Source organism: Pseudomonas sp. C 49-2, from assembly GCF_003970195.1.
Lineage (GTDB): Bacteria > Pseudomonadota > Gammaproteobacteria > Pseudomonadales > Pseudomonadaceae > Aquipseudomonas > Aquipseudomonas canadensis.
On record NZ_RXYG01000004.1, the window covers coordinates 63,553 to 83,911 of the forward strand.

A 20,359-nucleotide genomic window follows, 5' to 3' on the forward strand; every position below is an offset into this window, starting at 1 on the left:
TTATTTAATTTAACCGTATGATTAACTGTTTTTATTATGTTGGGGCGGGCAAAGGGTTTATAGGTAAATATCGTCTACATTTCTAGGGTAGTTCTCATCTGGAGAAGACGACCATGTTCAAATCTCGCATGTTGGCAGTTGCATTGACCGGCACTGTTTTGCTTATGGGCTCGGTGGCGACTGTGGCCGACCCTGGCAACGGCAAGGGTCAAGGCCACGCAAAGGGCAACGCACAAGGGGGCCAAGGTCATAAGGGCAAGGGCTCCGACGTAGATGATTGGCAGCGCGGCCCCAGCATCGACCGGGGCAGCATCCTGGGTGTGGTCGGAGGCTATCGTGACTATTGGAGCCCAGGCCCATCACTGCCGCCTGGGATACAGAAGAATCTGGCGCGAGGAAAACCTATGCCTCCGGGCATTGCCAAGAAGTTGGATGGTCGCTTGCTGGGCAGGTTGCCACATTACGACGGCTATGAGTGGCGGCAGGCGGGTACGGATTTGATCCTCGTCGCCATTGCTTCCGGCCTCATTTATGAGGTGCTCAATGGTGCTTTCGATTAGGGTCGGGATGGAGATCAGGTAACAATGCCTGCTCCATGCTGGCAAGCTTGATTTGGGTTTCCTCATATTCATCGGCTGGCCTAGATCCATGAACGATTCCGCACCCCGCGAACAAATGACAGTGTCGTGGGGTCATCAGCGCCGAGCGCAGAGCGACCAGGAAATCCCCATTGCCCTGTGAATCCATCCAACCCACCGGCGCCGCATACCAGCCTCGGTCGAAGCCTTCGTGGCGACGGATGAAATCCATGGCGGTCGCACTTGGCAATCCACCCACTGCCGGCGTTGGATGCAGCGCGTGGATGCCGTCCAGCAAACGCTTGTCTGGGTTGAGTTGAGCCATGATCGGTGTGCTCAGGTGCTGCACGTTGGTCAGCTTCAGCAGGTGGGGGGATGACGCGGCCTGGAGGTTGCTGACTTTTCCGTCCAGGGCTCGGGTAATGGTCTGCACCACCAGTCGGTGTTCATGTTGCTCCTTGGGATCGGCCAGTAGCCGTTCACCGATAACGTGATCCTCGTCGGCCGTAATGCCTCGTCGTGCGCTGCCTGCCAGGGCGTGGGTGGTCAGGCGACCCGCCTGACAACTGAGCAGTCGTTCGGGGGTGGCGCCCATGAAGCAATGCTCGCCACGGTGCAGCGCGAACAGGTGGGAGGCGTTGCCCCGTGCGTGCAGGCGCTGCATCACTGCACCACTGTCGAGGGGCGCGTCCAACTGGTACTCGATATGCCGCGCCAACACCACTTTGTTCAAGTCACCGCGTGAAATGGCCTGCAACGCTATATCGACCTTACCCTGCCATTGTGGGGAAGGCAGCGCGTTGCGTTCGATAACATCGGGCGCAGTAGCCGTCGCAGCGGGGGGGTTGAGCAGTTGCGCATAGGCCGCGATGCTGTCGCGGGCCAATGCCTGCGGGTCGCTGTCGGGTTCGACCACTTGCTGGCAGCGTAGCCAGCAGCCGTCGGTGTCTTCGCTGAGCAGCCAATGGGCCAGATGAAAACTGGCGTCAGCGAAGGCGGCCCAATGCGATGCGCACGGCCGTTGTTCATCGAAGCGCATGCCGCCCAGCAGCAGTGGAGCCTTGGGCCCGTCGATCACCGCGTCGGCGCACAGCGCGAACCATTGCCGGTCGACGTCGAGCATGCGCTGGGGGCCGCTGGCCTCGATCTGCCAGGCGCAGCCCAGGCCGAACAGTGTCAGGTCTGGCGAGTGCGCGCGCCAGAAGAAACCCTGCCGGTGGGCTTCGTAAAGGGCCAGGGCCTCCAGCGTCGGTGCGGGGTGTGAAGAAACGGCGATGACTGGCCGTTGATACGCGACCGCACGCTGGTGCGCGGTCTGGAATACCTTGAGCAACGCGTCCAGGTTCATACCACCTTGCTCTTTTTCTGCAACCAGAAGGCGGTCTGCTCGGCGATGTACCAGTGGATGATCTGGTTGAACAATCCCTCGATAAACTCTCCGCCCAACCCAGCCTCCTGCGCCCATTGCCGGCGTTGCGGCAACATCGCCGCGACACGTTCCGGGGCGGCGATGCTGGCCTGGTCGGGCTTGAACGCGGAGGCGGCCTTGACGTACTGCATGCGCAGGCCAAGGGCTTCGATTATCTGCTGGTCGAGGCTGTCGATGGCTTCACGAATGTCCGAAAGGCCAGTGCAGTGTTCCGGGGTTTTCATACCGAGTCTCCCTGTAGGTAGGCAGTGCGTTGCAACAGGTGATGGATCACCGGTCGCGGCTGATGCTTGAGGTAAAAGTGGTCGCCGTCGAACAGGCGGATATCCGGGGTGTGGTCGCTGAGGTCAGCCCAGGCACGGGCCTGCTCAAGGCTGACTTCGGCGTCATCGCGGGCCAGCAGCACGTCGAGTGGCGCCGACAAGCGGGTAAGCTGCTGGGGGCGCCAGGTTTCGATGGCCTGGTAGTCGCTGCGCAGGGTTGGCAGGAACAACGCACGCAATTGGGGATTGGCCCACAGGCCGGCGGCGTCGGCGTCCTGGCGCAGGATGTCGGCGATCAGCGCGGCGTCGTCCTGGCGGTGCAGGTCACTGTCTGGTTGCCGGTGTGGCGGCGCGTGACCCGAGACGAACACATGGGCGGCGCCAGCGCCCGCCGCTTGCAGGCGCACTCCCACGGCGTAGGCGAGGGCGGCGCCCATGCTGTGGCCGAACAGCAGCAAAGGCCGGGCGGGCAACGTTTGCAGTGCTGCGCCAATGTGCCCGGCGAGACTATCCAGGCAGGGGATATGCGTTTCGTTGAAACGCTCTTCGCGTCCCGGAGATTGCACGGCCAGCAGGTCGATATCCCCCGGCAGGTGCGCCAGCCACGGACGGAAAAAACTCGCGCTGCCCCCGGCATGGGCCAGGCACACCAGGCGTGCCCGCGCCTGTTGGTTTTCTCGCAGCACGCGCAGCCATGGCGATGCAGCGCCGCTCATAGCGCCAGCACCTGTTCTGCCAGGGCCTTGCGGTTGACCTTGCCGAGGCGCGTCAACGGGAACTCGCGCAGCACCTGCAAGCGATCCGGCAACTTGTAGGCAGCCAGCCCACGTTCGCGCAGCCAGGCGTTGATCGAGGCCAGGTCGAGTCGCTCGCCGTGGGCCAGCACACAGGCGCAACTGCGCTCCCCGAGCAACTCGTCGGCCAGCGCCACCAGCGCCACATCGCGAATCAACGGGTGGCCGAGCAGCAGGTTCTCGATCTCTTCCACGGGGATTTTCTCGCCCCCGCGATTGATCACATCCTTGCTGCGACCCTCGACAATCAAATGCCCTTCGGGCAGGCGCCGCACCAGGTCGCCGCTGCGGTAAAAACCGTCGGCGGTAAACGCGCGCTGGTTCTGCTCGGCGGCGTTGTAATAGCCGCGAATGGTGTAAGGGCCGCGCACCAGCAATTCACCGACGGTGCCGGGGGCGACCGGCTGGTCGTCGGCGTCGACGATGCGGATCTCGTCGTCGGCGGTCAGCGGCAGCCCCTGGGTGTCGAACACCCGCGCCTGCGGATCATCCAGTGGCGTGAAGCACAGCAAGCCCTCGGCCATGCCGTACACCTGTTGCAGGCCGCAGCCCAAGACCGGGCGGATGCGTGCGGCGATCTCGGCCTTGAGCCGGGCGCCGCCGACCTGCAGCCATTGCAGGCTGCTCAGGTCGTTATCGGACCATTGCGCGACTTCCAGCCACAGCAGCACCAGCGGTGGGATCAGGGCCGTGTGGGTGATGCGTTCGCGTTCGATCAGCTCAAAGGCGGTGTCCGGGCTCGGTTCCGGCGCCAGTACCAGGGTAGCGCCGACACTGAACACGCCCAAAGCACCGGGAGAGGCGAGGGGGAAGTTGTGCGCCACCGGCAGTGCGGCGAGGTATCGGGTATCGGCATCGAACCCACACGCCTGGGCGGCTAGGCGCGCATTGCATGCGTAGTCGTCATGGGTGCGCGGGATCAGTTTGGGCAGGCCGGTGGTGCCGCCGGACAACAGCAGCACCGCCACCTCCCGCGAATCCGGCGTAGGCAGTTCGCGCGGGCTGGCCACGCACTGCGCCAGCGGCACGAATTCCTCGGCGGCACCGACCACCCACACCTGTTGCAGGCTCGGCACTTGCTCGCGCAGCGTGCGCGCCAACGGGCGATAGTCGAAGCCCAGATGCTGATCGACAATCACATAGGCCACTGCCTGGCTGAGGTGTGCCAGGTGCGCCAGTTCATGTTCGCGATGGGCCGGCAGCGCAAACACCGGGATCACGCCCACACGCAGCAGGGCGAAGGTCAGGCTGAAGAACTCGGCGATATTCGGCAACTGCACCAGCACCCGCTGGCCCGCCACCAGCCCGCGCTCGGCAAGGCCGGCGGCCAGGCGGTCGGCCTCATGGTCGAACTCGGCGTAGCTCCAGCGCCGCGAGCCGTCTACCAGCGCCTCCTTGTTTGGCGTGCGCCGGGCCTGCTCGCGCAGCAGTTCGCCCAAGGGCGCGCCGTGCCAGTAGCCTTGCTCGCGGTAGCGGCGAATAAAGTCGTCGGGCCAGTCAGTGCATCCATCAAGCATGGCAATCTCCTTGGGCAGTCGGGCAGCCCAGCAACTGGGCACCGTGCAGATTCAGCGAGTGCGCAAGGCCGGTGACTTGCACCGCCTGTACGCCGGTGTGCGTGGCCGGTTGCAGGCGCAGCAGCGGATCATCGCCGGCCAGCAGGTGAAGGGCGGCGTGATCGTCGGGGTGTACGCCCAAATGAATCGCGGCCAACCCGGTAGCGCCATTGGGGTGGACCCTGTGCGCCGGGTGCTGGGACGGTGAGTAGGGCGTGACCAGGAAGGGCAAGCGATCATGGCGCGGGTACACGAAACGAAAGCGCGTCTGACTGCCATCGGCGCAGGTGCGCCGCCAGTTCACCGTACGTCCCATGCTGACGCCGCAAGCCACCAGGCCCTTGAGGCGTGGCGCCAGGGCCGGGTCTTCGCACAGCAGGGCCAGGTCGCAGAAGCCTTCGCCCTGGGCGGCCCAACGCAACATGCGCCGCCCGGCCCCCCGGCCGGCCAGGCAGTCAATGGGCCACTTGAACAGCCAGGCATGGCGCGGCGTGGTCAGCAGTTCGATGATTGGCCCCTGGCTGAACCAGATGTGCGCGTGTTGTGCGCTGGCTTCAGCGGTGGCGTAAGTGACCTCGAAGCCGGCGTCGCGAAAATTCGCCACGGCCTGATGCAAGTCGCGCACCCACAGCAGCACATGGCTGCAGGCGGAAGAGGATTGGGCAGTGTTCAAAACGGCAGGGCTCCCAGCAGTTGGGCGGTGTCGTCACCGCAAGGGGGTTGTACGGCGTCGGCACGGGCATGGAGTTCGGCCAGTGACAGCGCACGCGGCACCCTGGGCTCGATCAGTTCGGGCATGCCGATCAGGCCGTTCATTTCGCGCCAGGCCATGGACACCTCGGTGGCCCACACGCCGCTGCGCAGGCGGCGTGCGGGGTCGTCGATGTCGCGACACAGTTCACCCAGCGCAAGGCTGACCGCGTCGGGCCAGAGCTGGTTGAACACCTGGTGGTAGCTCGCTGGAATCTGCGGGTCGAGCACCACCATCGTCGGCCCGGCCAGGCGTTCGCTGCCGGGGCCGGCCATGATCAGGCGGTCGGTGTTGTCCCGTGGGGCATGCAGGCGCGGGTTCCACAGCACCGGGCCATGGGTGTCGCCCAGGCTCAGCACGCCGGCTTCGCAGCCCACTTCGAGGCGATGCAACAGGAAGGAATGGTTGTCCGGGTCCCGGGGGTGCACCTGGTTCTGGATGCGCAGGCTGATCGGCACACCGTTGAAACTCGCGTTGAGCCGCATAAAGGGTTGCGCCCCGACCCCGGCGGCTGGCGCCGCGAACACCCAAGGCCGCAGGCCACCGGCCAGGCGCCCGAGAATGTCCAGCAGCGGGTAGGCCACCTGGCTGTTGCAGGCCGCGTCTATGTACGCCAGCCCTTGCTGTTCGCGCAGGTACTCGGCCACGGCGAGAAAACGCCGGATCGCGAGGATGTTCGGGTACAGCGTGTTTACCGCGTAGGCTGCCTGGCCTTGACGAGCGGCCTGCATGCACGCCGCGATTTCGCGGTGGTGCACCGGGTGTTCCTGCAGCACATGGATGCCGCGTCGCAGCAGTTGCTGGGCCAGCTCGCTGCCGGCGCCGCCTGTGGCACCGGAGCGTACCACCACGCAGGCGATGTCGACGTCATCCGGCACTTGCTCCACCGCCTCGTACAACGGTACGCCATAGTGCGCGGCGCAGGCGCGCGAGTAGGCATTGCCGCGCGACAGGATGCCCACCAGTTCATAGTCGGCCTGGGCGCGTGCCAGGGCTTGCAGGTAGATACGGCCAAACGCAGTGCCGGCGACGATCACGCGTTTGCGTGCAATGGGGCGGTTCATGACCAGGTCACCGGCAGGCAGTGGGCGCCGCGAAAGAACGTCGCGGTTTTCCATTGCACGTCGCCACAGCGTTGCAGGCTGGGCAGACGCACCACCAGGGCGTGCAGCGCCTCCTGCAATTCGACCCGCGCCAGGGCTGAGCCGATGCAGTGATGCAGGCCGTGGCCAAAGCCGAAATGGCCGCTGGCATCCCGTTGCAGGTCCAGCGCCTGTGGGTTTTCAAAGCGGGCCGGGTCATGGTTGGCGGCGCCGATCGAGGCGAACACCGCGTCGCCCTGGCGCACCAGGGTTTCACCGACCTGAATGTCTTCCAGCGCGTAGTGCACAAACATCGCCGCCGAGGCCAGCGGGATGTAGCGCAGCAGCTCTTCGACCGCCTGCGGTATCTGCTCGGGATCGGCCTTGAGCTGTTGCCACTGCGCGGGGTTGTCCAACAGCACCTGGATAAAGTTGGGGATCTGCGAGGCACTGCCTTCGTAACCGGCGACCAGGATCGCAATGCACAACAGCAGCAATTGCTCCTCGTTGAGGGACTCGCCCTTTTCGTCGGGCTGGGTCAGGGCGGTCATGAAGTCATCGCGTGGCGCGCGTCGACGTTCGGCCACCAGGTCTTTGATGTACGCGGCCAGTTCGCCCAGGTGAAGCTGGGTCTGATCCGCGTCTTCAGGGCGGGTCGACAGCAGGGAGTCGTTCCAGACCTTGAAACGGTCACGGTCCTGCACCGGCACACCCAGCAGCTCGCAGATCAGCGCCAGAGGCAACGGCAAGGCGTAGTCGTTGACCAGATCGGCCGGCGGGCCGGCGGCGAGCATGCGGTCGATCAACTGATGGGCGTAGTCGCGGGCGTGGGGACGCAGGGCTTCGACGCGGCGGCGGGTGAAAGCCTGGGCGGCGCGCGAGCGGATTCGCGTGAGTTGCGGCGGATCCATCATCACGATGCCACCGGCGATGCGTGGGAAGGCACGCGGGCTATCGTCGCGGCGAAACGCTTCGCTGCGGCTGAAGCGCCGGTCGCCGAGCACCAGGCGTACGTCGTCATAGCGAGTAGCAAGCCAGGCGGGGGCGCCGATGGGCATCTGGATGCGCAACAGCCCCGGTGCCTGTTGGGCATGGCGATAGGGTTGCGCCAGCTTGAGGTCGGTGAAGCGGTTGAATGGGTAGGCCAGCGGGGTCATGGCAAGTCCTTGGCGGTGCTGAGGTCGGGCAAATGGTCGAGCAGCTCAAGCTGCAGTTCGGGGTCTTCCAGATGGGCCGCCAGTGCGGCGCGGCTCAGGCGTTGGGCCGGGACCTGGGCCACGAATACGCGATGGCCCAGGCGCGCCAGCGGGTGTGTGGCGGCGGGCAGGCTGCGGTTGCCGTGGAATCCGGCCCGCACCAATGCGCTTTGCCACTGCGACAGGTCGAGGAAGGTGGCGCTGCTGAGCTGGCGTTCGTCGCTGGCCTGGTTGAGCATGAAAGCCTGGGAGGCCATCACCCAGAATTCCTCCTGGGTCGGTTCGCTGAACACCAGCCAGCCGCCCGGCTTGAGCAAGGCGAGCAGGGTGGCCAGGGACCGCTCGGTGTCGCGGGCGGCATTCAGCACGCCCCCGGCAACGATCAGGTCCCAGCTCTGGCTGGGATAACCCTGGGCCAGGGCCGGGCGGTCGATATCGAACACGCCGTGACGTACCCATGGCCAGTCCTTGAGCCGCTCGGCGGCTTGCTCGCTGAAGTAGCGCGACACGTCGGTGCACAGATAATCCACGCTGGCATTCGCCAAGGCGGGCAACACCGCTTGGGTGGTGGACCCGGTGCCGGCGCCGACTTCCAGCACGCGCAGCGGCACACCGGCCGGCTGGCGTGCGGCCCAGGCGCCGATCCAGTGCGCGACGGCGCGGTGCTGGTATTGCGCTGCGAGGCTCTCGCGGTACAGCGCCGCCGCGCGCTCGGTGCGGCCTTCGGGAAACAACAGGTGCACCGCCGCACACTCACCGCGCATCAACAACGGCAACTGCCGCGCATTTTCCCGCGCATAGTCGAGGGTGCCGCTGCCGCCTGTGTTGCGTGCCCACTCCACGCTCAACTGGGCCCAGATACCTTCCAGGGCGATATCGCTCCAGGCATTCGCGTCGAGGGTGGGCTGCAACCGATCGGCGACGCGTTGCAACAGGCCTTGGGACTGCAGCACATCCAGCCAGCGCGCAATCAACGGCCGGTGACCAGGGGCAATGCCCGCCAGTGCCAGGCTGTGGGCCACGTCATTAAGCGGTGCCGGCAGCAACCCACACTGCTCAAGCCCATTGAGCATGGAGAGGAGCGCGGCGTGACCCAGTCGATCATTGAGTCGCACCGACTCCACCAGTTGTGCAGGTTCAAAGGCTTGGTCGAGGGCGGTCTCGGTTGCGGCCAGGTGATCGTCCACCGGCCTGCTCGGGCAAGCATGCGGCACCACGAACAGCGTCTGGCCGTGCAGGGCAACGGCATTGACTTGAGGATGGCCCAAAGCGCGCTCACGCCAGCGTTGATGCGCCAGCTTGACGCTGGCCAAGTCGTGCCATTGCTGCGTGAAACCTTGCACGCGGCAATCGAGTTGCGCCGCGGCACGCTCCGCGAGCTGCCAGTCACCCGGGCGGTGGCTGACGAACAGCACCTGTTGCAGGTGGCTCAAATCACTCAACGCCAGTGCGGGGAAATCCAGCAGGCGCTCCAGCTGTTCGGCGCTCATCATCACCACAGCCGGGCGTTGGCGCTCAAGCAAGGCCAGCAGCCGGGCGGGCGCCAACTGATGAACGCCCAGGTCGGTAAACGCAGGCAGTTGCCAGGGCGCAGTGGGCAGGTCGATCAGCAGGGTGTCGACGTTCATCGGGAAACTCCGGTGGCATGGAACAGACGTTGCCCGGCGGCGGCCAGCGGGTCGGTCGCCGCGGGCCACAGGTCGAGCAATTCAAAGCCCGCGACGTGCAAGGCCTGGCGCCAGACTTCGGGTGGCATGAACACTTCGTCGGTGGCCCGAAGCGGCGCGCCGGCCGGCGGAGACAGCAACAGGTGCATGAAGGTCAGCATCGCCGGGTTGTCGGCAATGGATTCGCTGAACAGCAAGGTGCCGCCGTCGCGCAGGCAAGCGCGGATTCGCGCCAGGCTGCGCGGCAGGTCGCAGGCGTTGTGCAGCACGTTGCCGGCGATCACCAGGTCCTGGCTACGGGGCGCGATGCCTTGCTCGCTAAAGTCGCGGTCCAGGTCGAGCAGGCCTAATTGCATACCGGGCTCCAGGCGGAATGCGCGCTGAGCCGCGCCGGTGAACAGTGAGCTGATATCAGTGAAGCGATAAGCTTTTTCACGGTTCTCCAGGGCTGCCAGCACGGCACGCGTGGTACAGCCGGCACCGCCGCCGAGCTCCAGCACCTGCAACACGTCGTCGGCGGCGCTGGTTTCCCGCGCACGGGCCGCGAGCGTCTGGTTGATCGCGGCGGTGAAGTGGTTGCGCTGGTACGCACCGAGTACCGCCACCGGATCCCCGGCGAGCACCAACAACGGCGCCAGGGCGATGCGGTCGCGCAGCAACTCGGGCAGGCACTCGATGACCTGGGCATGGAGTTGCGCCATGCTCGACGGGAAACCCAGCTCGGCATACAACCCTGGCAAATCGCCGATGGCGGCTTGAGGCGGCGTGCCATTCCAGGCCAACCGCTCGCCGTCTACCTGCACGGCTTCGGCTCGCGACAACGCCGCGAGCCAGCGCCGCACGATCCAGGCGTGGCGCGGTGCGGTGCCGAGCGCTTGGTTAAGCTGTGCGGCGGTTCGCCAGACCTGCATCGGCAAGGCCTGGGTACGCAGGAGCACGTCGGCCATGACACCCAGGCTCAGTTGTTCCAGTGCGTTAAGGGCGGTGTTCATAGGCAACCTTCTTCGGCGTGTTGCAGGTGTGCGAGTGGGTGGTCCAGCAGGGTCAGTGAGCGGATCGCCTGAGTGCGTTGCAGGCGCTCAAGGCTGGCGGCGGGCGGCAACGCGTACGCGGCGTCATGGCAGCCTGGGCGGATTTCGCCTTCGAGCACACTCACCACCGTGACTGCCGCCATGGCGCCGGTCAGAGGCGCATTGCCCGCGCCGCTGACGACCAAGCTGCGGGTGTACGCCTGGTCGTCGCAGAGGCCATCGAGTTGCAGCAACAACGTGACAAAGGATGGCTGGCCACTGAGGTCCAGTTGGCTGGCCGTACATAAGCGTTGCACCGCTTCGGCATGCGGCAGGCTATGCGCCTGGTCGAGGGCCTTGAGTACATGGCCGTCGGTCATCACGTTGAACCACTGGCCTGTTTCCAGGCGCAGGTCCCTGGCCAAGCGTTCGCCTTCCCGGTTCAGGTAGGGCAGCAGATGCACCGGCCCGGGGAAACACGGCAGCAGCACATCGCGCCTGCGTCGCAGTGCGCGGCTGCAACGGCCGTTGTGCCAGGCCGCCAAGGGCTCGCTGGAGCCGTCTACCGCCCCTTGCAGGAAGTCGTCGGCGGCGACCGCCGTGAAGTGGTCACGCAGACCGAAATAGCTGTTCAGCCCCAGCACCCGTGTAAACCCCTGCATCGCGAGCCAGCGTGGCAGCAGGCCGGTGAGGCCCGGTTGCAGACCCGCACCAAGCACCGCGCTGCGCCCGCGCCATAAAGCCGGGTCGAGCTGGATATCGCCCGCGGCATCGACGTAATGCGCATCAGCGTTCAAGGCGGCCTGCGCGACACGGTCCGCCACGCGCCAGGAGGGGCCGGCGCAGTTGAGCAGCACGTCGCAGCCACGGGCGAACCTGGCCAGGGCTGGCGTGTCGTTGAAATCCACGGCCGCCCACTGCAGGCGTGCTTCGGGCCATTGTTGCTGGAGCAGCGCCAGGCAGCGCGCCCCGTTGTGCGCATCACGCCCGCCCAGGCGCAGGTCCTGCAGGCCCAGGCTCAACAAGGCCTTTGCGCTGGCCAGGCCGACGTCGCCACTGGCGCCCAGCACCCCGATCAGCATGGCTGGGCCTGCGCATTCAGGCGCCAGCCACCCGCGCGCTGACGGTCATGCCAGAACCCGGCGTAACGCCCGTTGAGGCTGAGCAGGTGTGCGTGGGTGCCTGATTCCACCAGGCGACCTTCGTCCAGGACCAGAATCTGGTCAGCGGCCATGATGGTCGGCAAACGATGGGCGATCACCAGCACGGTCGAGTGTTGCATCAGGCGTTGAATCGCGGCCTGTACGAAGGCTTCGTTGTGCGGGTCGAGCGCGGCGGTGGCTTCGTCCAGCAGCACGATGGGCGCACGCTTGAGCAAGGCGCGCGCCAGGGACACGCGCTGGCGCTCACCGCCGGACAACGATGCGCCACCTTCGCCCACCGGTGTGTTCCAGCCTTGCGGCAGGCGGGCGACGATTTCATCGACACCGGCCAGCCGTGCCGCTTCGGCGACGTCGCGGGCACTGGCGTCCGGGCTACCGACGCGGATATTTGCTTCCAGGCTGTCGTCGAACAGGTACACGTCCTGCATCACCAGCGACAACTGCGCCATCAGCGCCGCGTTGGACAGCTCGCGCACGTCCACGCCGCCGACCTTGACGCTGCCCGCCGTGGTGTCGAAAAAACGCATCAACAGGCGGGTGACGGTGGTCTTGCCCGAGCCCGACGCGCCGACAATCGCGGTCATCGAATGCGCCGGGGCGCTGAAGGTCAGGTCGCGCAAAACCGTCGGACCACTCGGGTAGGCGAAGCTCACGTGTTCGAAGGCCAGGCTGCCGGGTGCTGACAGGGGCAGGCTGACGGCGGGTTCGGGCAACGGCGGCTCACGCAGGATACTCACCAATTGATCCAGGTCGTTGCCGGCCATGCGCAACAGGCCGCTGCGTGCTGCGGCTTCGGCCAATGGCCCCACGAATCGTGCTGCCAGGGCGAGCAGGGCCACCAACTGGATCGCATCGATTTCACCATGAGCCGCCAGTGCAATGCCCACGCCGACCAGTAGCGCAAAGGCCAGCTGCACGGTCAAACCACCGGCGAGCAGCTTGGGAAAGGTCTGCGACAGCATCGAGCCACCCGCCAGCTTTTGCGCCTGATTGGCCGCCTGTAACGGCGCGTAGCCGTCCTGGGTGCGGCCAAACGCGCGCAGCACTTGCTGATAGCGGGCGAACTCCACCACCCGGTTGCCGGCCAGTGTCGCGGCGGCTTCCACTCGCGCATCGTTGCTGCCGATGGCGGCGGCCGACCAGTGATGGGTGAAGTAGATCAGCGGCGCACACAACACAGCCGTCAGGCCCAGGCGCCAGTCGAACACGAACAGCGTCAGCGCCACGGTGGCCGGCACCACCACCCCGGACACCACCGGCCCCAGGTAATGGGCAAACAAACCGGTGACCATCAACGTGCCGCTGGTAGCGCTGCGTGACAGGCGCCCGACCTTTTCCGAGTTGAACCAGCCCAACGGCAGGCTTACCAGGTGCTGGCCGAGGCGATCATGCAAGGTCGTCAGCACCAGCAAGGCCAGGGCAAAGCCCTTCATGGCCTGCTGGTAGTGGGCGATGCAGGTCAGCACCACCATGGCCGCCAGGCCCGCCAGCCAGGCGGTGGCCGTGGGCAGGTCGCCGGCGAACAACGCGTGCAGGATCGGCACCAGCAGCGCCACGGCCAGGCCTTGCAGCACGGCGCTGGTCACCAGCCACGCCAGGTAACGGTAGAGGCGCGGGGCATGGGCCGGGCCCAGTAAGGTCACAAGGCTGCGAATCACAGGGACATCTCCACGGCAGGGGTTTCGGTGCCGGCTCGCCACAGTCGGGCATAGGCGCCATTGGCGTTCAGCAGGTGTTCATGGCGGCCGCTTTCCAGCACGCGGCCCTGGTCGAGGACGACGATCTGGTCGACCCCGCTGATGCTCGCGAGGCGATGGGCAATCACCAGCACCGTGCGGCCACGTGCCAAGGCAGACAGTGCATCCTGGATCAGTGCTTCGGACTCGGGATCGGCGTGGGAGGTGGCTTCATCGAGGATCAGCACTGGCGTGTCGGCCAGCAGCGTGCGGGCGATGGACACGCGCTGCGCCTCGCCACCGGAGAAGATCGCATCTTCGCCGATCACCGATTGATAACCCCGGGGCAGGGCCTGGATACGCGCATGGATCTGCGCCGAGCGCGCTGCCGCCTCGACCTCTGCATCGCTGGCATCCGGGCGGCCCAGGCGCAGGTTGTCGGCGACCGTGCCGTGCACCAGTTGGGCGTCCTGCAACACGAAGCCCACGTGTTGATACAACTGGCGCGGGTCGATCTCGCGCACATCGGCGCCGCCCACGCAGATACGGCCGGCGTTGACGTCATGAAAGCGCGGCACCAGCTTGGCCAGGGTCGACTTGCCGGCGCCGGACGCGCCGACCAATGCGGTCACGCTGCCGGCCGGGCAGTGCAAGTCGACGCCCTTGAGGATCAGGTGCTCGGCGTCGTAGCCGAACTGCACCTGTTCAAAGCGGATGTCGCTGCCCTGGGGTTGGACGCAGGCCTTGGGCGTAGGCAATTCCTCAACGTCCAGCAGCGCTTCGATGCGATCCGCTGCCGCCAGGGCCGTACGCTGGGCCGTGAGGCTCTGGTTGATCACCAGCAGCGACTGCGGAATGACCACCGCCACCAGGGTTTCGGCGAACAGCTCCAGCGGTGTGATCCAACCGTGCGCCAGCAACAGGCTTCCCACCCCCAGGCTCACCAGCAGGATCACCGGCACACTCAAGGCCATCGAGGAAAAGGCTTCCAGGCGCAGCAGCGGCTTGACCCAGCCGGCGTACTGCTCGCTGAACTGGTTGACCGCCTGCTGATAGCTACGGTGCGCCTGGCCGACCTGGCCGAACGCCTTGACCACGGCAATGCCGTGCACGAACTCGACAATTGCCGCGCTGACCCGGGTCATGCTCTTGTCCAGCAACTGCATTTTGGCGCCAAAACCGCGCATCATTAGGGTGTAGGCCACCGCGTAGATGGGCAGTGTCAGCACCGCCAGCAGCGCCAGCCGCCAGTTCAGCGTCGCCAGCCACAGCAGGCCCGCCAACGGCGTGACGATGGCTGCGGTGAGTTCCACCGCGTGGTGGGCGACCAGGTGGTGCAGGTCTTCGAGGTCGTCCTGCACCACCTTGCGCACGGCGCCGGAGGTGGTGTCGGTGTACCAGCCCAACGGCACGCGCCCGAGCTTGCGCACCATGGCTTCGCGCAAACTTGATTGCAGCCGGTGGTCAGCCACATGGGTCAACCACAGCGCCACGCCACTGGCCATCCACCCCACACTCAGGGCGATCACCACCAGCGCGGCCCACAGCCATAGGGTCTTACTGTCGGCGCTGCCGGCCAACAGCAAGCGGCCCAGTTCGGTGAGGCCGATAAAGGGCACCAGGTTGACCAATGCGCCGAGGGCGGCGAACACCACACCGAGACGGATGAGGCGATTGACCGGGCGTTTCAGAGTATCCAAGGCAGTGGTCATGAGTTTTTCCGAAGGGCCTCAAGCAGGTGCGCAGTAACGGTGTGGACGTGGGGCGGTTCGATCACGCTGAAGTGATTGCCGGGCACGTCGATCAGCTCGAAGCGGCCCAGGCAGGCGTCTTCCCAGAACGGTGCAGCCAAATGCCCGACGCCGCCGGTGATGCCGAACGATTGCTGCTCCAGGCAGCGCAGGTAGGTCATGTTGCCGAGGAACGGCGGCGGGTCGAACCGCGCCGCCCGCATGCTGTGGCGGCACACACGAAACAGCGTCGGTACCAGTTCGGGGCCGATCGGCACCCCGGCCTGGCCCGAGGCCAGGCGTGCGTATTCGGCCAGGCGCTCCTCCTGGCTGCGCGCCGATTGCTGTTGGACCGCCAGCGCCAGCGCGTCCAGCCCCGGATCGCCGCTCAACGCCGCCATGGCCCCGGCCGGCACGCGGCGGTTGTCGCGGGCCATCAACCAGTCGATGGCGCGGTACACGTCGTAGTCTTCGATGTGCGCGCCAAACACGGTTTTCACTGGGTCCAGGTTCAGGTTGGGCACGAAGATCGCCTCGTAGGCCAGCTCTTCGTCGGTGTCGATGAACATCGGGATGCTGTCGATCAGGCTCAGGTCGACCACCTCCATGCCGCGTTCGAGCAAGCGCCGGGCAACCTCAGTCGCCAGCAGCCCGCCGAGGCAGTAGCCGATCAGCTGAAAACGTTGATGACCGTCGGCAATCAAGCGCTCGGCGTAGTCCTCGGCCACGTGCTCGATCAGGCGTTTGGGCTCCAGCGCCAGGTACTGTTCGGTGTCAGCCACGGCAAAGCCAATCACCGGGCCGGCCTGTTGGTCGGCAAGGGCGCGGCCCAGGTGCTGGAAATAATCCAGGGTGCCGAGGGCGGCGTGGAACATCACCCGGACCGGGCCGACGTCACCTCCGCCAAATGGCACCACCAGCGCGTTGCTGCTGGACGAACGTTGCGCTTCACCGCTGGCGGCAATCGCGCCCGGCGTGGCTTCACCCTGATTGAGCAGGCGCGCGAGGGCGGCGACATTGGGCTCGTTGAGCATCTGGCGCAGCAAGGTGTCGTAGCTCAGGCTTTGGGCCTGGGGCAGTTGCTCACGCAGTTGGCCAGCGACGCGGGCGAGGATCAGCGAGTCGGCGCCTTTTTCATAGAAGCTGTCCTCGACGCCGATCTGCGCCAGCCCCAGGGCGTCGGCCCACAGGCGGCACAACTCGGCGCTGAGTGGATCGCTCGGCGCTTCCTGGCTGCTGGAGGCCTGGGCATCGGCGGCAGGGCGCCAGCCGGCCAAGGTCTTGCGGTCGACCTTGCCGTTGGCGGTCAGCGGCAAGCGGTCGAGTACCTGCAGGTGCGCTGGCAACATGTAGTCCGGCAGGCGTTTGGCCAGGGCGCGGCGCAGGCTGTCGACACTCAGGCGCTGCACGCCGGCCTTGAAGCGCGCGGAGAATACCTGCATGCCGAGGGCGGCCAGCGGATGATCGGCCTGGGGCAGGGCAGGCAGGCATTCGCCACCGAAGGCCTTGACTCGCGCCTGCCAGATATCGGCGTCGCGCAGGCCACTGCGGCCCTGGTCGTGGTCGCCATTGGCCGGTGTCATCATGAAGCCCTGTGTCAGCAGGATCGGCGGCCATTCGCCGGTCGGTTCGCTGAACACCAGCCAGCCGCCAGGGCTGAGCAACTCGGTGATTTGGCCGAGGGCATTGTCGATGTCCTTGACGCTGTTGAGCATGCCCGCACACAGCACGATATCCACGCTGTTGCTGGCCAAACCCTGAGGGCGGATGTCCTGGTCGATGTCCAATACGCCATAGCGTACCCAGGCCTGTTCAGCAAAGCGCTGCTTGGCCGCCGGCAGGAAAAACGCGGTCATGTCGGTAAACAGGTAGTCGACTTCCAGCCCATCGAGCAAGCTGATGACCGGCGCGCTGGTGGCGCCGGTACCGGCGCCGATTTCGAGGATGCGCAGCGGGCCGTCGCCTTGATGGTGGGTGGCCAGGCGGTTGATCAGCGCCGCGATGCTGTGGTTGTTGTAGCGCGACACGGCATCCCCGCCGTACAACTGCAAGGCCAAGTCCAGTTGGCCTTGGGGGAACAGCAAGTCGAACGGGTTGACCTCGCCCTTGAGCAGTTGCGGCAGTTGCCACACATGGTTGAGCTGGTAGTCGAGCAGCGCCTGGCTGCACAGCCCCGAGGCGACCGCCTGTTCCACCCGGCCCCACGCCAGCGCCGGGTTGGGCGCGGGTTGCGCGAGGCGGTAGTGCGAGTGGGTGTAGTGCAGCAGACCCGCCTCGCACAGCGCGCCCAACCAGCGGCGAACCAGCCAATGGTGACGCGGCTCGGCCTGCAAAGCGTGCAGGATTGCGGCGGCGTCCGGTTCGGCCCGTTCGCCGCTGAAAAGTCCGGCCTTGAGCAACACCTCCAGCATCGAACTCAATGCGGCGGCACTCAAGTCAGCCTGGTACTCGCGCACCTGTTGCGCATCGAAACTGCCCACCTGGCTGTCGGCATAACGTTTGACCGCCGTGAGCAACGGCGCGCCTGGCAGCGGCTCGGGTTCGGCGCGTGCAGCGGTGACGAACGCCAACAGGTCGCCACTGACCAGGCTCACCGCAGTGTCCACGCCAGGGGTGGCGAGCAGTGCGGCCTCGACCTCACCGAGTTCCACCCGATGGCCGCGGATTTTCACTTGGCCGTCTTCACGACCCAGGAATTCCAGCTCCCCCCCCGGCAAATAGCGGCCACGGTCACCGGTGCGGTACAGGCGCTGGCCGTCGAGCGGGTGAGCAAAGAAACGTGCGTCGCTCAATGCCGGATCGCCCAGGTAGCCCTGGGCCAGGCCGACACCGGTGATGTACAGGTCGCCCGGCACCCAGGTCGGCGCATCACGCCAGTGGCTGTCGAGTACTCGAAAGCCCTGGTTGGCCAGCGGCAGGCCGTAGGGAATGCTGCGCCATGCTGGGTCGATGGCGCCGATGGGGTGCAGGTTCGACCAGATCGAGGCTTCGGTGGCGCCGCCCAGGCCCACCAGTTTCAGGTCGGGCAACAACGCCTGGAGTTGCGGTGGCAGGTTCAGCGGGATCCAGTCACCGGACAGCAAGGCCAGGCGCAGGCTGTCCAGTGGGCGGGGTTCGGCGTGCAGGTAGTCGGCGAGCATGTGCAGTTGTGCCGGCACCGAGTTCCACAGCGTGACCTGATGGCGCTGCACCAGTTCGGCCCAGTGCGACGGGTCGGCGCCACGTGCCGGGTCGGGCAGCACCAGGGTTGCGCCCACGGCGAGTGGCCCGAACAGGTCATACACCGACAGGTCGAAACTCAACTGCGCCAGGCCCAGTACGCGGTCATCGGCGTTGACGTCGAAGCGTCGGTTGATGTCTTGCACGGTATTGAGCGCGGCGCGATGGCTGATCATCACGCCCTTGGGTTCGCCGGTGGAACCGGAGGTGTAGATCACGTAGGCGAGGTCATCGGGGCTGCCCTCGATCAGCTCGAAATCCGCGCCCGCCGAGGGCAACCGGTCTACGGCGTGCCATTGCAATGTCTCGGGCAACGGCGTGTTCGGCTGCGCCAGGGAATGCCCCAGCACATGCCGCACCTTGGCGCTTAGCAGTACGCGGTCGCGGCGTGCGGCCGGAGCGTTGCTGTCCAGGGGCAGATAGGCCGCGCCGGCGAGCAACACGCCGTAGGCCGCCACCACTTGGTCGAGACCCTTGGGCATCAGGATCGCCACGGGTTCCTGCGCGCCGCACCCGGCCTCACGCAGGGAGGCGGCCACGGCCAGTGCGCGTTCGGCAAGGGCGGCGTAGGTCAGGCTGCCACTGGCATCGATCACCGCCAGGGCGTGAGGATGTTCCCAAGCCATGGCCAGCAGGCCGTCGTGCAGGCGACCGGTGGGCAACGGGGCGGCGGTGGCATTTGCTGCCAGGCGTTCGCGCTGTTGCCAGGCCGGCAGTGGCACTTGCACCGGATGTTCCCAGGCGGCCGGATCGAGGGCGAGCAACTGCAGTTCGGCGACAAAGGCCTGTTGCATGTCGTCCACCAGGCCGTTGGGGAATACGCCTTGGCGCACGTCCCAATGGATGTGCAGGCCGTTGGCGTCATCCATCACTTGGCAATCGAGGGTGACCTGCGGCGTCTGGGTGATGCCGTGGCCCACCCGGCGTTGACTGGCCGGCGGTGCCTCGATCCCCAGGCCGATGGCGCTGGTGAAGACCACCGGCATGGCCGCCGCTTCACGCCCACGACGGCGACCGATTTCGCGCATGACCTGGATGCCGGAAAATAGCCGGTGCTCCAGGTCGGCAAACAATTGGCTGCCCAACTGGCGTGCCTGGGCGGTGAAGTCCAGCCCTTCGGGATCGTTGACCTGCAACAGGCTGACCGAGGTGAAGTCGCCCACCAGGCGATCCACCTGCGGGTGCAGTGGCAGGCGGTTGAGCAATGTCAGGTTGAGGCTGAAGGCAGGCTGCTGGCTCCAGCGTTGTAACGTGGCGACGTAGGCCGCCAGCACCACGATGGATGGGGTAAGACCGCGTTCGCTGGCAGCGCTTTTCAGGGCTGCCCATGGCTGCGACTCAAGCTGCGCAGAGTGCCGTTGAAAACGGGGCACGCGGGTGTCTTCGCCGCTCAGGGGCGCCGGCAGTTGTGGGGCGGCGGGCAATGCGTCGATGCGGGCCAGCCAGTAGTCACGGTCACGTTGGTGGCGGCTGCCTTCGAGCAAACTGCGCTCGGCCAGTAGATAGTCGCGGAAGGTGATGTCCAGGGCAGGCAACGTTGCCTGGGGATCCTGCAGCAACAGCTCCAGCTCATTGAACAGCAGCTGCGCGCTGGCCCAGTCGGCGATCAGGGAGTCCATGGAGAAGTGCAGCGTGTCGCCGTTGTCGCTGCGGCTCATACGCAGTTCGAACAGCGGCCAGACCTCGGTGGGGTAGAGCTTCTGCTCCATGGCCTGGCGAATCTGTTGCACCGCGTGCTGGTGCTGCTCGCGGGTGGCGCCACGCAAATCGGCGATGGCCAGAGGATAGTGGTCGACGTCGGGCAGCACACGCTGCGAACCTTCGCTGGCGATCACCGCTCGCAGCATGTCGTGGCGGGCGATCAGGCGGTTCCAGGCCTGTTCCACCTGCTGCGGGTCCAGGGTTGGCCAGCTCAGTTCCAGGTAGCCATGACAGGCGACATTGCCGTAGCCGAAGGACGATTGGCGGCCCAGCAGGTAGGCATTCTGCACATCGGTGAGGGGGAAGGGCGTGTGGTGCTGCGCTGGATCGGCCTGCACGAGCGGGCGTTCCTGTGTCTCCAGCAGGTGCAGGATCTGTTGCTTGTGTTCGCGCAGTTGCGCCAGGCGTTCTGTGTCGAGCAGGCCCTGGGGCGCGCGGAATTTCAGTTGGCCATCCTGGGGCCAGAGTTCGACGCCCAGGGACTTGAGTTCGCTTAGCAGTTTGGCGGCGGGCATGGGGACAGCTCCTGGAAAAAAGGGTGGTT

Annotated in this window: 14 protein-coding genes; 1 reads left to right on the forward strand and 13 read right to left on the reverse strand. The window is 66.1% G+C overall.

What is annotated here, in order from left to right; translation table 11 throughout:
- Positions 1-113 precede the first annotated feature (113 nt).
- The gene (locus EJ576_RS09285) at positions 114-560 is read left to right on the forward strand and encodes an anti-virulence regulator CigR family protein (RefSeq protein WP_122726888.1); all 447 of its coding nucleotides are present in this window, start codon (positions 114-116) and stop codon (positions 558-560) included.
- Here EJ576_RS09285 and EJ576_RS09290 read toward each other — a convergent pair.
- The 13 genes from EJ576_RS09290 to EJ576_RS09350 are packed head-to-tail and all read right to left on the reverse strand — an operon-like array spanning position 541 to position 20,330.
- The gene (locus EJ576_RS09290) at positions 541-1,926 is read right to left on the reverse strand and encodes an isochorismate synthase (protein WP_126570157.1); all 1,386 of its coding nucleotides are present in this window, start codon (positions 1,924-1,926) and stop codon (positions 541-543) included. The two genes, EJ576_RS09285 and EJ576_RS09290, sit on opposite strands and share 20 nt — an antisense overlap.
- The gene (locus tag EJ576_RS09295; protein WP_126570159.1) at positions 1,923-2,231 is read right to left on the reverse strand and encodes an isochorismate lyase; all 309 of its coding nucleotides are present in this window, start codon (positions 2,229-2,231) and stop codon (positions 1,923-1,925) included. The genes EJ576_RS09290 and EJ576_RS09295 overlap by 4 nt, the downstream gene beginning before the upstream one ends.
- A complete protein-coding gene (locus EJ576_RS09300; RefSeq protein WP_122726894.1) occupies positions 2,228-2,986 on the reverse strand; it encodes a thioesterase II family protein in 759 nt (252 codons plus the stop codon). The genes EJ576_RS09295 and EJ576_RS09300 overlap by 4 nt, the downstream gene beginning before the upstream one ends.
- On the reverse strand, positions 2,983-4,581 hold the full coding sequence (locus EJ576_RS09305) for a (2,3-dihydroxybenzoyl)adenylate synthase (protein WP_126570161.1): 1,599 nt from the start codon (positions 4,579-4,581) through the stop codon (positions 2,983-2,985). Before EJ576_RS09305 ends, EJ576_RS09300 begins: the two co-directional genes overlap by 4 nt.
- Positions 4,574-5,293: a VOC family protein gene (locus EJ576_RS09310; RefSeq protein ID WP_123477306.1), complete on the reverse strand. Its 720-nt coding sequence runs from the start codon at positions 5,291-5,293 to the stop codon at positions 4,574-4,576. Before EJ576_RS09310 ends, EJ576_RS09305 begins: the two co-directional genes overlap by 8 nt.
- Positions 5,290-6,435 carry a Gfo/Idh/MocA family oxidoreductase gene (locus EJ576_RS09315; RefSeq protein ID WP_122727437.1) on the reverse strand — a complete coding sequence of 382 codons (1,146 nt, stop codon included), beginning with the start codon at positions 6,433-6,435 and terminating at the stop codon, positions 5,290-5,292. Before EJ576_RS09315 ends, EJ576_RS09310 begins: the two co-directional genes overlap by 4 nt.
- On the reverse strand, positions 6,432-7,610 hold the full coding sequence (locus tag EJ576_RS09320) for a cytochrome P450 (RefSeq protein ID WP_126570163.1): 1,179 nt from the start codon (positions 7,608-7,610) through the stop codon (positions 6,432-6,434). The genes EJ576_RS09315 and EJ576_RS09320 overlap by 4 nt, the downstream gene beginning before the upstream one ends.
- Entirely contained in the window at positions 7,607-9,277 is a 1,671-nt protein-coding gene (locus tag EJ576_RS09325; RefSeq protein ID WP_126570165.1) for a class I SAM-dependent methyltransferase, read from the reverse strand. The genes EJ576_RS09320 and EJ576_RS09325 overlap by 4 nt, the downstream gene beginning before the upstream one ends.
- Complete coding sequence (locus EJ576_RS09330) at positions 9,274-10,308, reverse strand: class I SAM-dependent methyltransferase (protein WP_123477311.1); 1,035 nt, start codon at positions 10,306-10,308, stop codon at positions 9,274-9,276. The genes EJ576_RS09325 and EJ576_RS09330 overlap by 4 nt, the downstream gene beginning before the upstream one ends.
- On the reverse strand, positions 10,305-11,408 hold the full coding sequence (locus EJ576_RS09335) for a saccharopine dehydrogenase NADP-binding domain-containing protein (RefSeq protein WP_126570168.1): 1,104 nt from the start codon (positions 11,406-11,408) through the stop codon (positions 10,305-10,307). The genes EJ576_RS09330 and EJ576_RS09335 overlap by 4 nt, the downstream gene beginning before the upstream one ends.
- Positions 11,402-13,147, reverse strand: coding sequence for an ABC transporter ATP-binding protein (locus EJ576_RS09340; RefSeq protein WP_123477315.1), 1,746 nt, complete (start codon positions 13,145-13,147; stop codon positions 11,402-11,404). Before EJ576_RS09340 ends, EJ576_RS09335 begins: the two co-directional genes overlap by 7 nt.
- Entirely contained in the window at positions 13,144-14,877 is a 1,734-nt protein-coding gene (locus EJ576_RS09345) for an ABC transporter ATP-binding protein (protein WP_123477317.1), read from the reverse strand. The genes EJ576_RS09340 and EJ576_RS09345 overlap by 4 nt, the downstream gene beginning before the upstream one ends.
- A complete protein-coding gene (locus EJ576_RS09350; RefSeq protein ID WP_126570170.1) occupies positions 14,874-20,330 on the reverse strand; it encodes a non-ribosomal peptide synthetase in 5,457 nt (1,818 codons plus the stop codon). The genes EJ576_RS09345 and EJ576_RS09350 overlap by 4 nt, the downstream gene beginning before the upstream one ends.
- Positions 20,331-20,359 lie beyond the last annotated feature (29 nt).

What these genes read in the sequence shown, in the direction of transcription:
- EJ576_RS09315 (WP_122727437.1), bottom strand. Translation starts at nt 6,435, where the DNA reads ATGAACCGCCCCATTGCACGCAAACGCGTGATCGTCGCCGGCACTGCG.
- EJ576_RS09350 (WP_126570170.1), bottom strand. Translation starts at nt 20,330, where the DNA reads ATGCCCGCCGCCAAACTGCTAAGCGAACTCAAGTCCCTGGGCGTCGAA.
- EJ576_RS09335 (WP_126570168.1), bottom strand. Translation starts at nt 11,408, where the DNA reads ATGCTGATCGGGGTGCTGGGCGCCAGTGGCGACGTCGGCCTGGCCAGC.
- EJ576_RS09295 (WP_126570159.1), bottom strand. Translation starts at nt 2,231, where the DNA reads ATGAAAACCCCGGAACACTGCACTGGCCTTTCGGACATTCGTGAAGCC.
- EJ576_RS09345 (WP_123477317.1), bottom strand. Translation starts at nt 14,877, where the DNA reads ATGACCACTGCCTTGGATACTCTGAAACGCCCGGTCAATCGCCTCATC.
- EJ576_RS09290 (WP_126570157.1), bottom strand. Translation starts at nt 1,926, where the DNA reads ATGAACCTGGACGCGTTGCTCAAGGTATTCCAGACCGCGCACCAGCGT.
- EJ576_RS09285 (WP_122726888.1), top strand. Translation starts at nt 114, where the DNA reads ATGTTCAAATCTCGCATGTTGGCAGTTGCATTGACCGGCACTGTTTTG.
- EJ576_RS09305 (WP_126570161.1), bottom strand. Translation starts at nt 4,581, where the DNA reads ATGCTTGATGGATGCACTGACTGGCCCGACGACTTTATTCGCCGCTAC.
- EJ576_RS09330 (WP_123477311.1), bottom strand. Translation starts at nt 10,308, where the DNA reads ATGAACACCGCCCTTAACGCACTGGAACAACTGAGCCTGGGTGTCATG.
- EJ576_RS09325 (WP_126570165.1), bottom strand. Translation starts at nt 9,277, where the DNA reads ATGAACGTCGACACCCTGCTGATCGACCTGCCCACTGCGCCCTGGCAA.
- EJ576_RS09320 (WP_126570163.1), bottom strand. Translation starts at nt 7,610, where the DNA reads ATGACCCCGCTGGCCTACCCATTCAACCGCTTCACCGACCTCAAGCTG.
- EJ576_RS09300 (WP_122726894.1), bottom strand. Translation starts at nt 2,986, where the DNA reads ATGAGCGGCGCTGCATCGCCATGGCTGCGCGTGCTGCGAGAAAACCAA.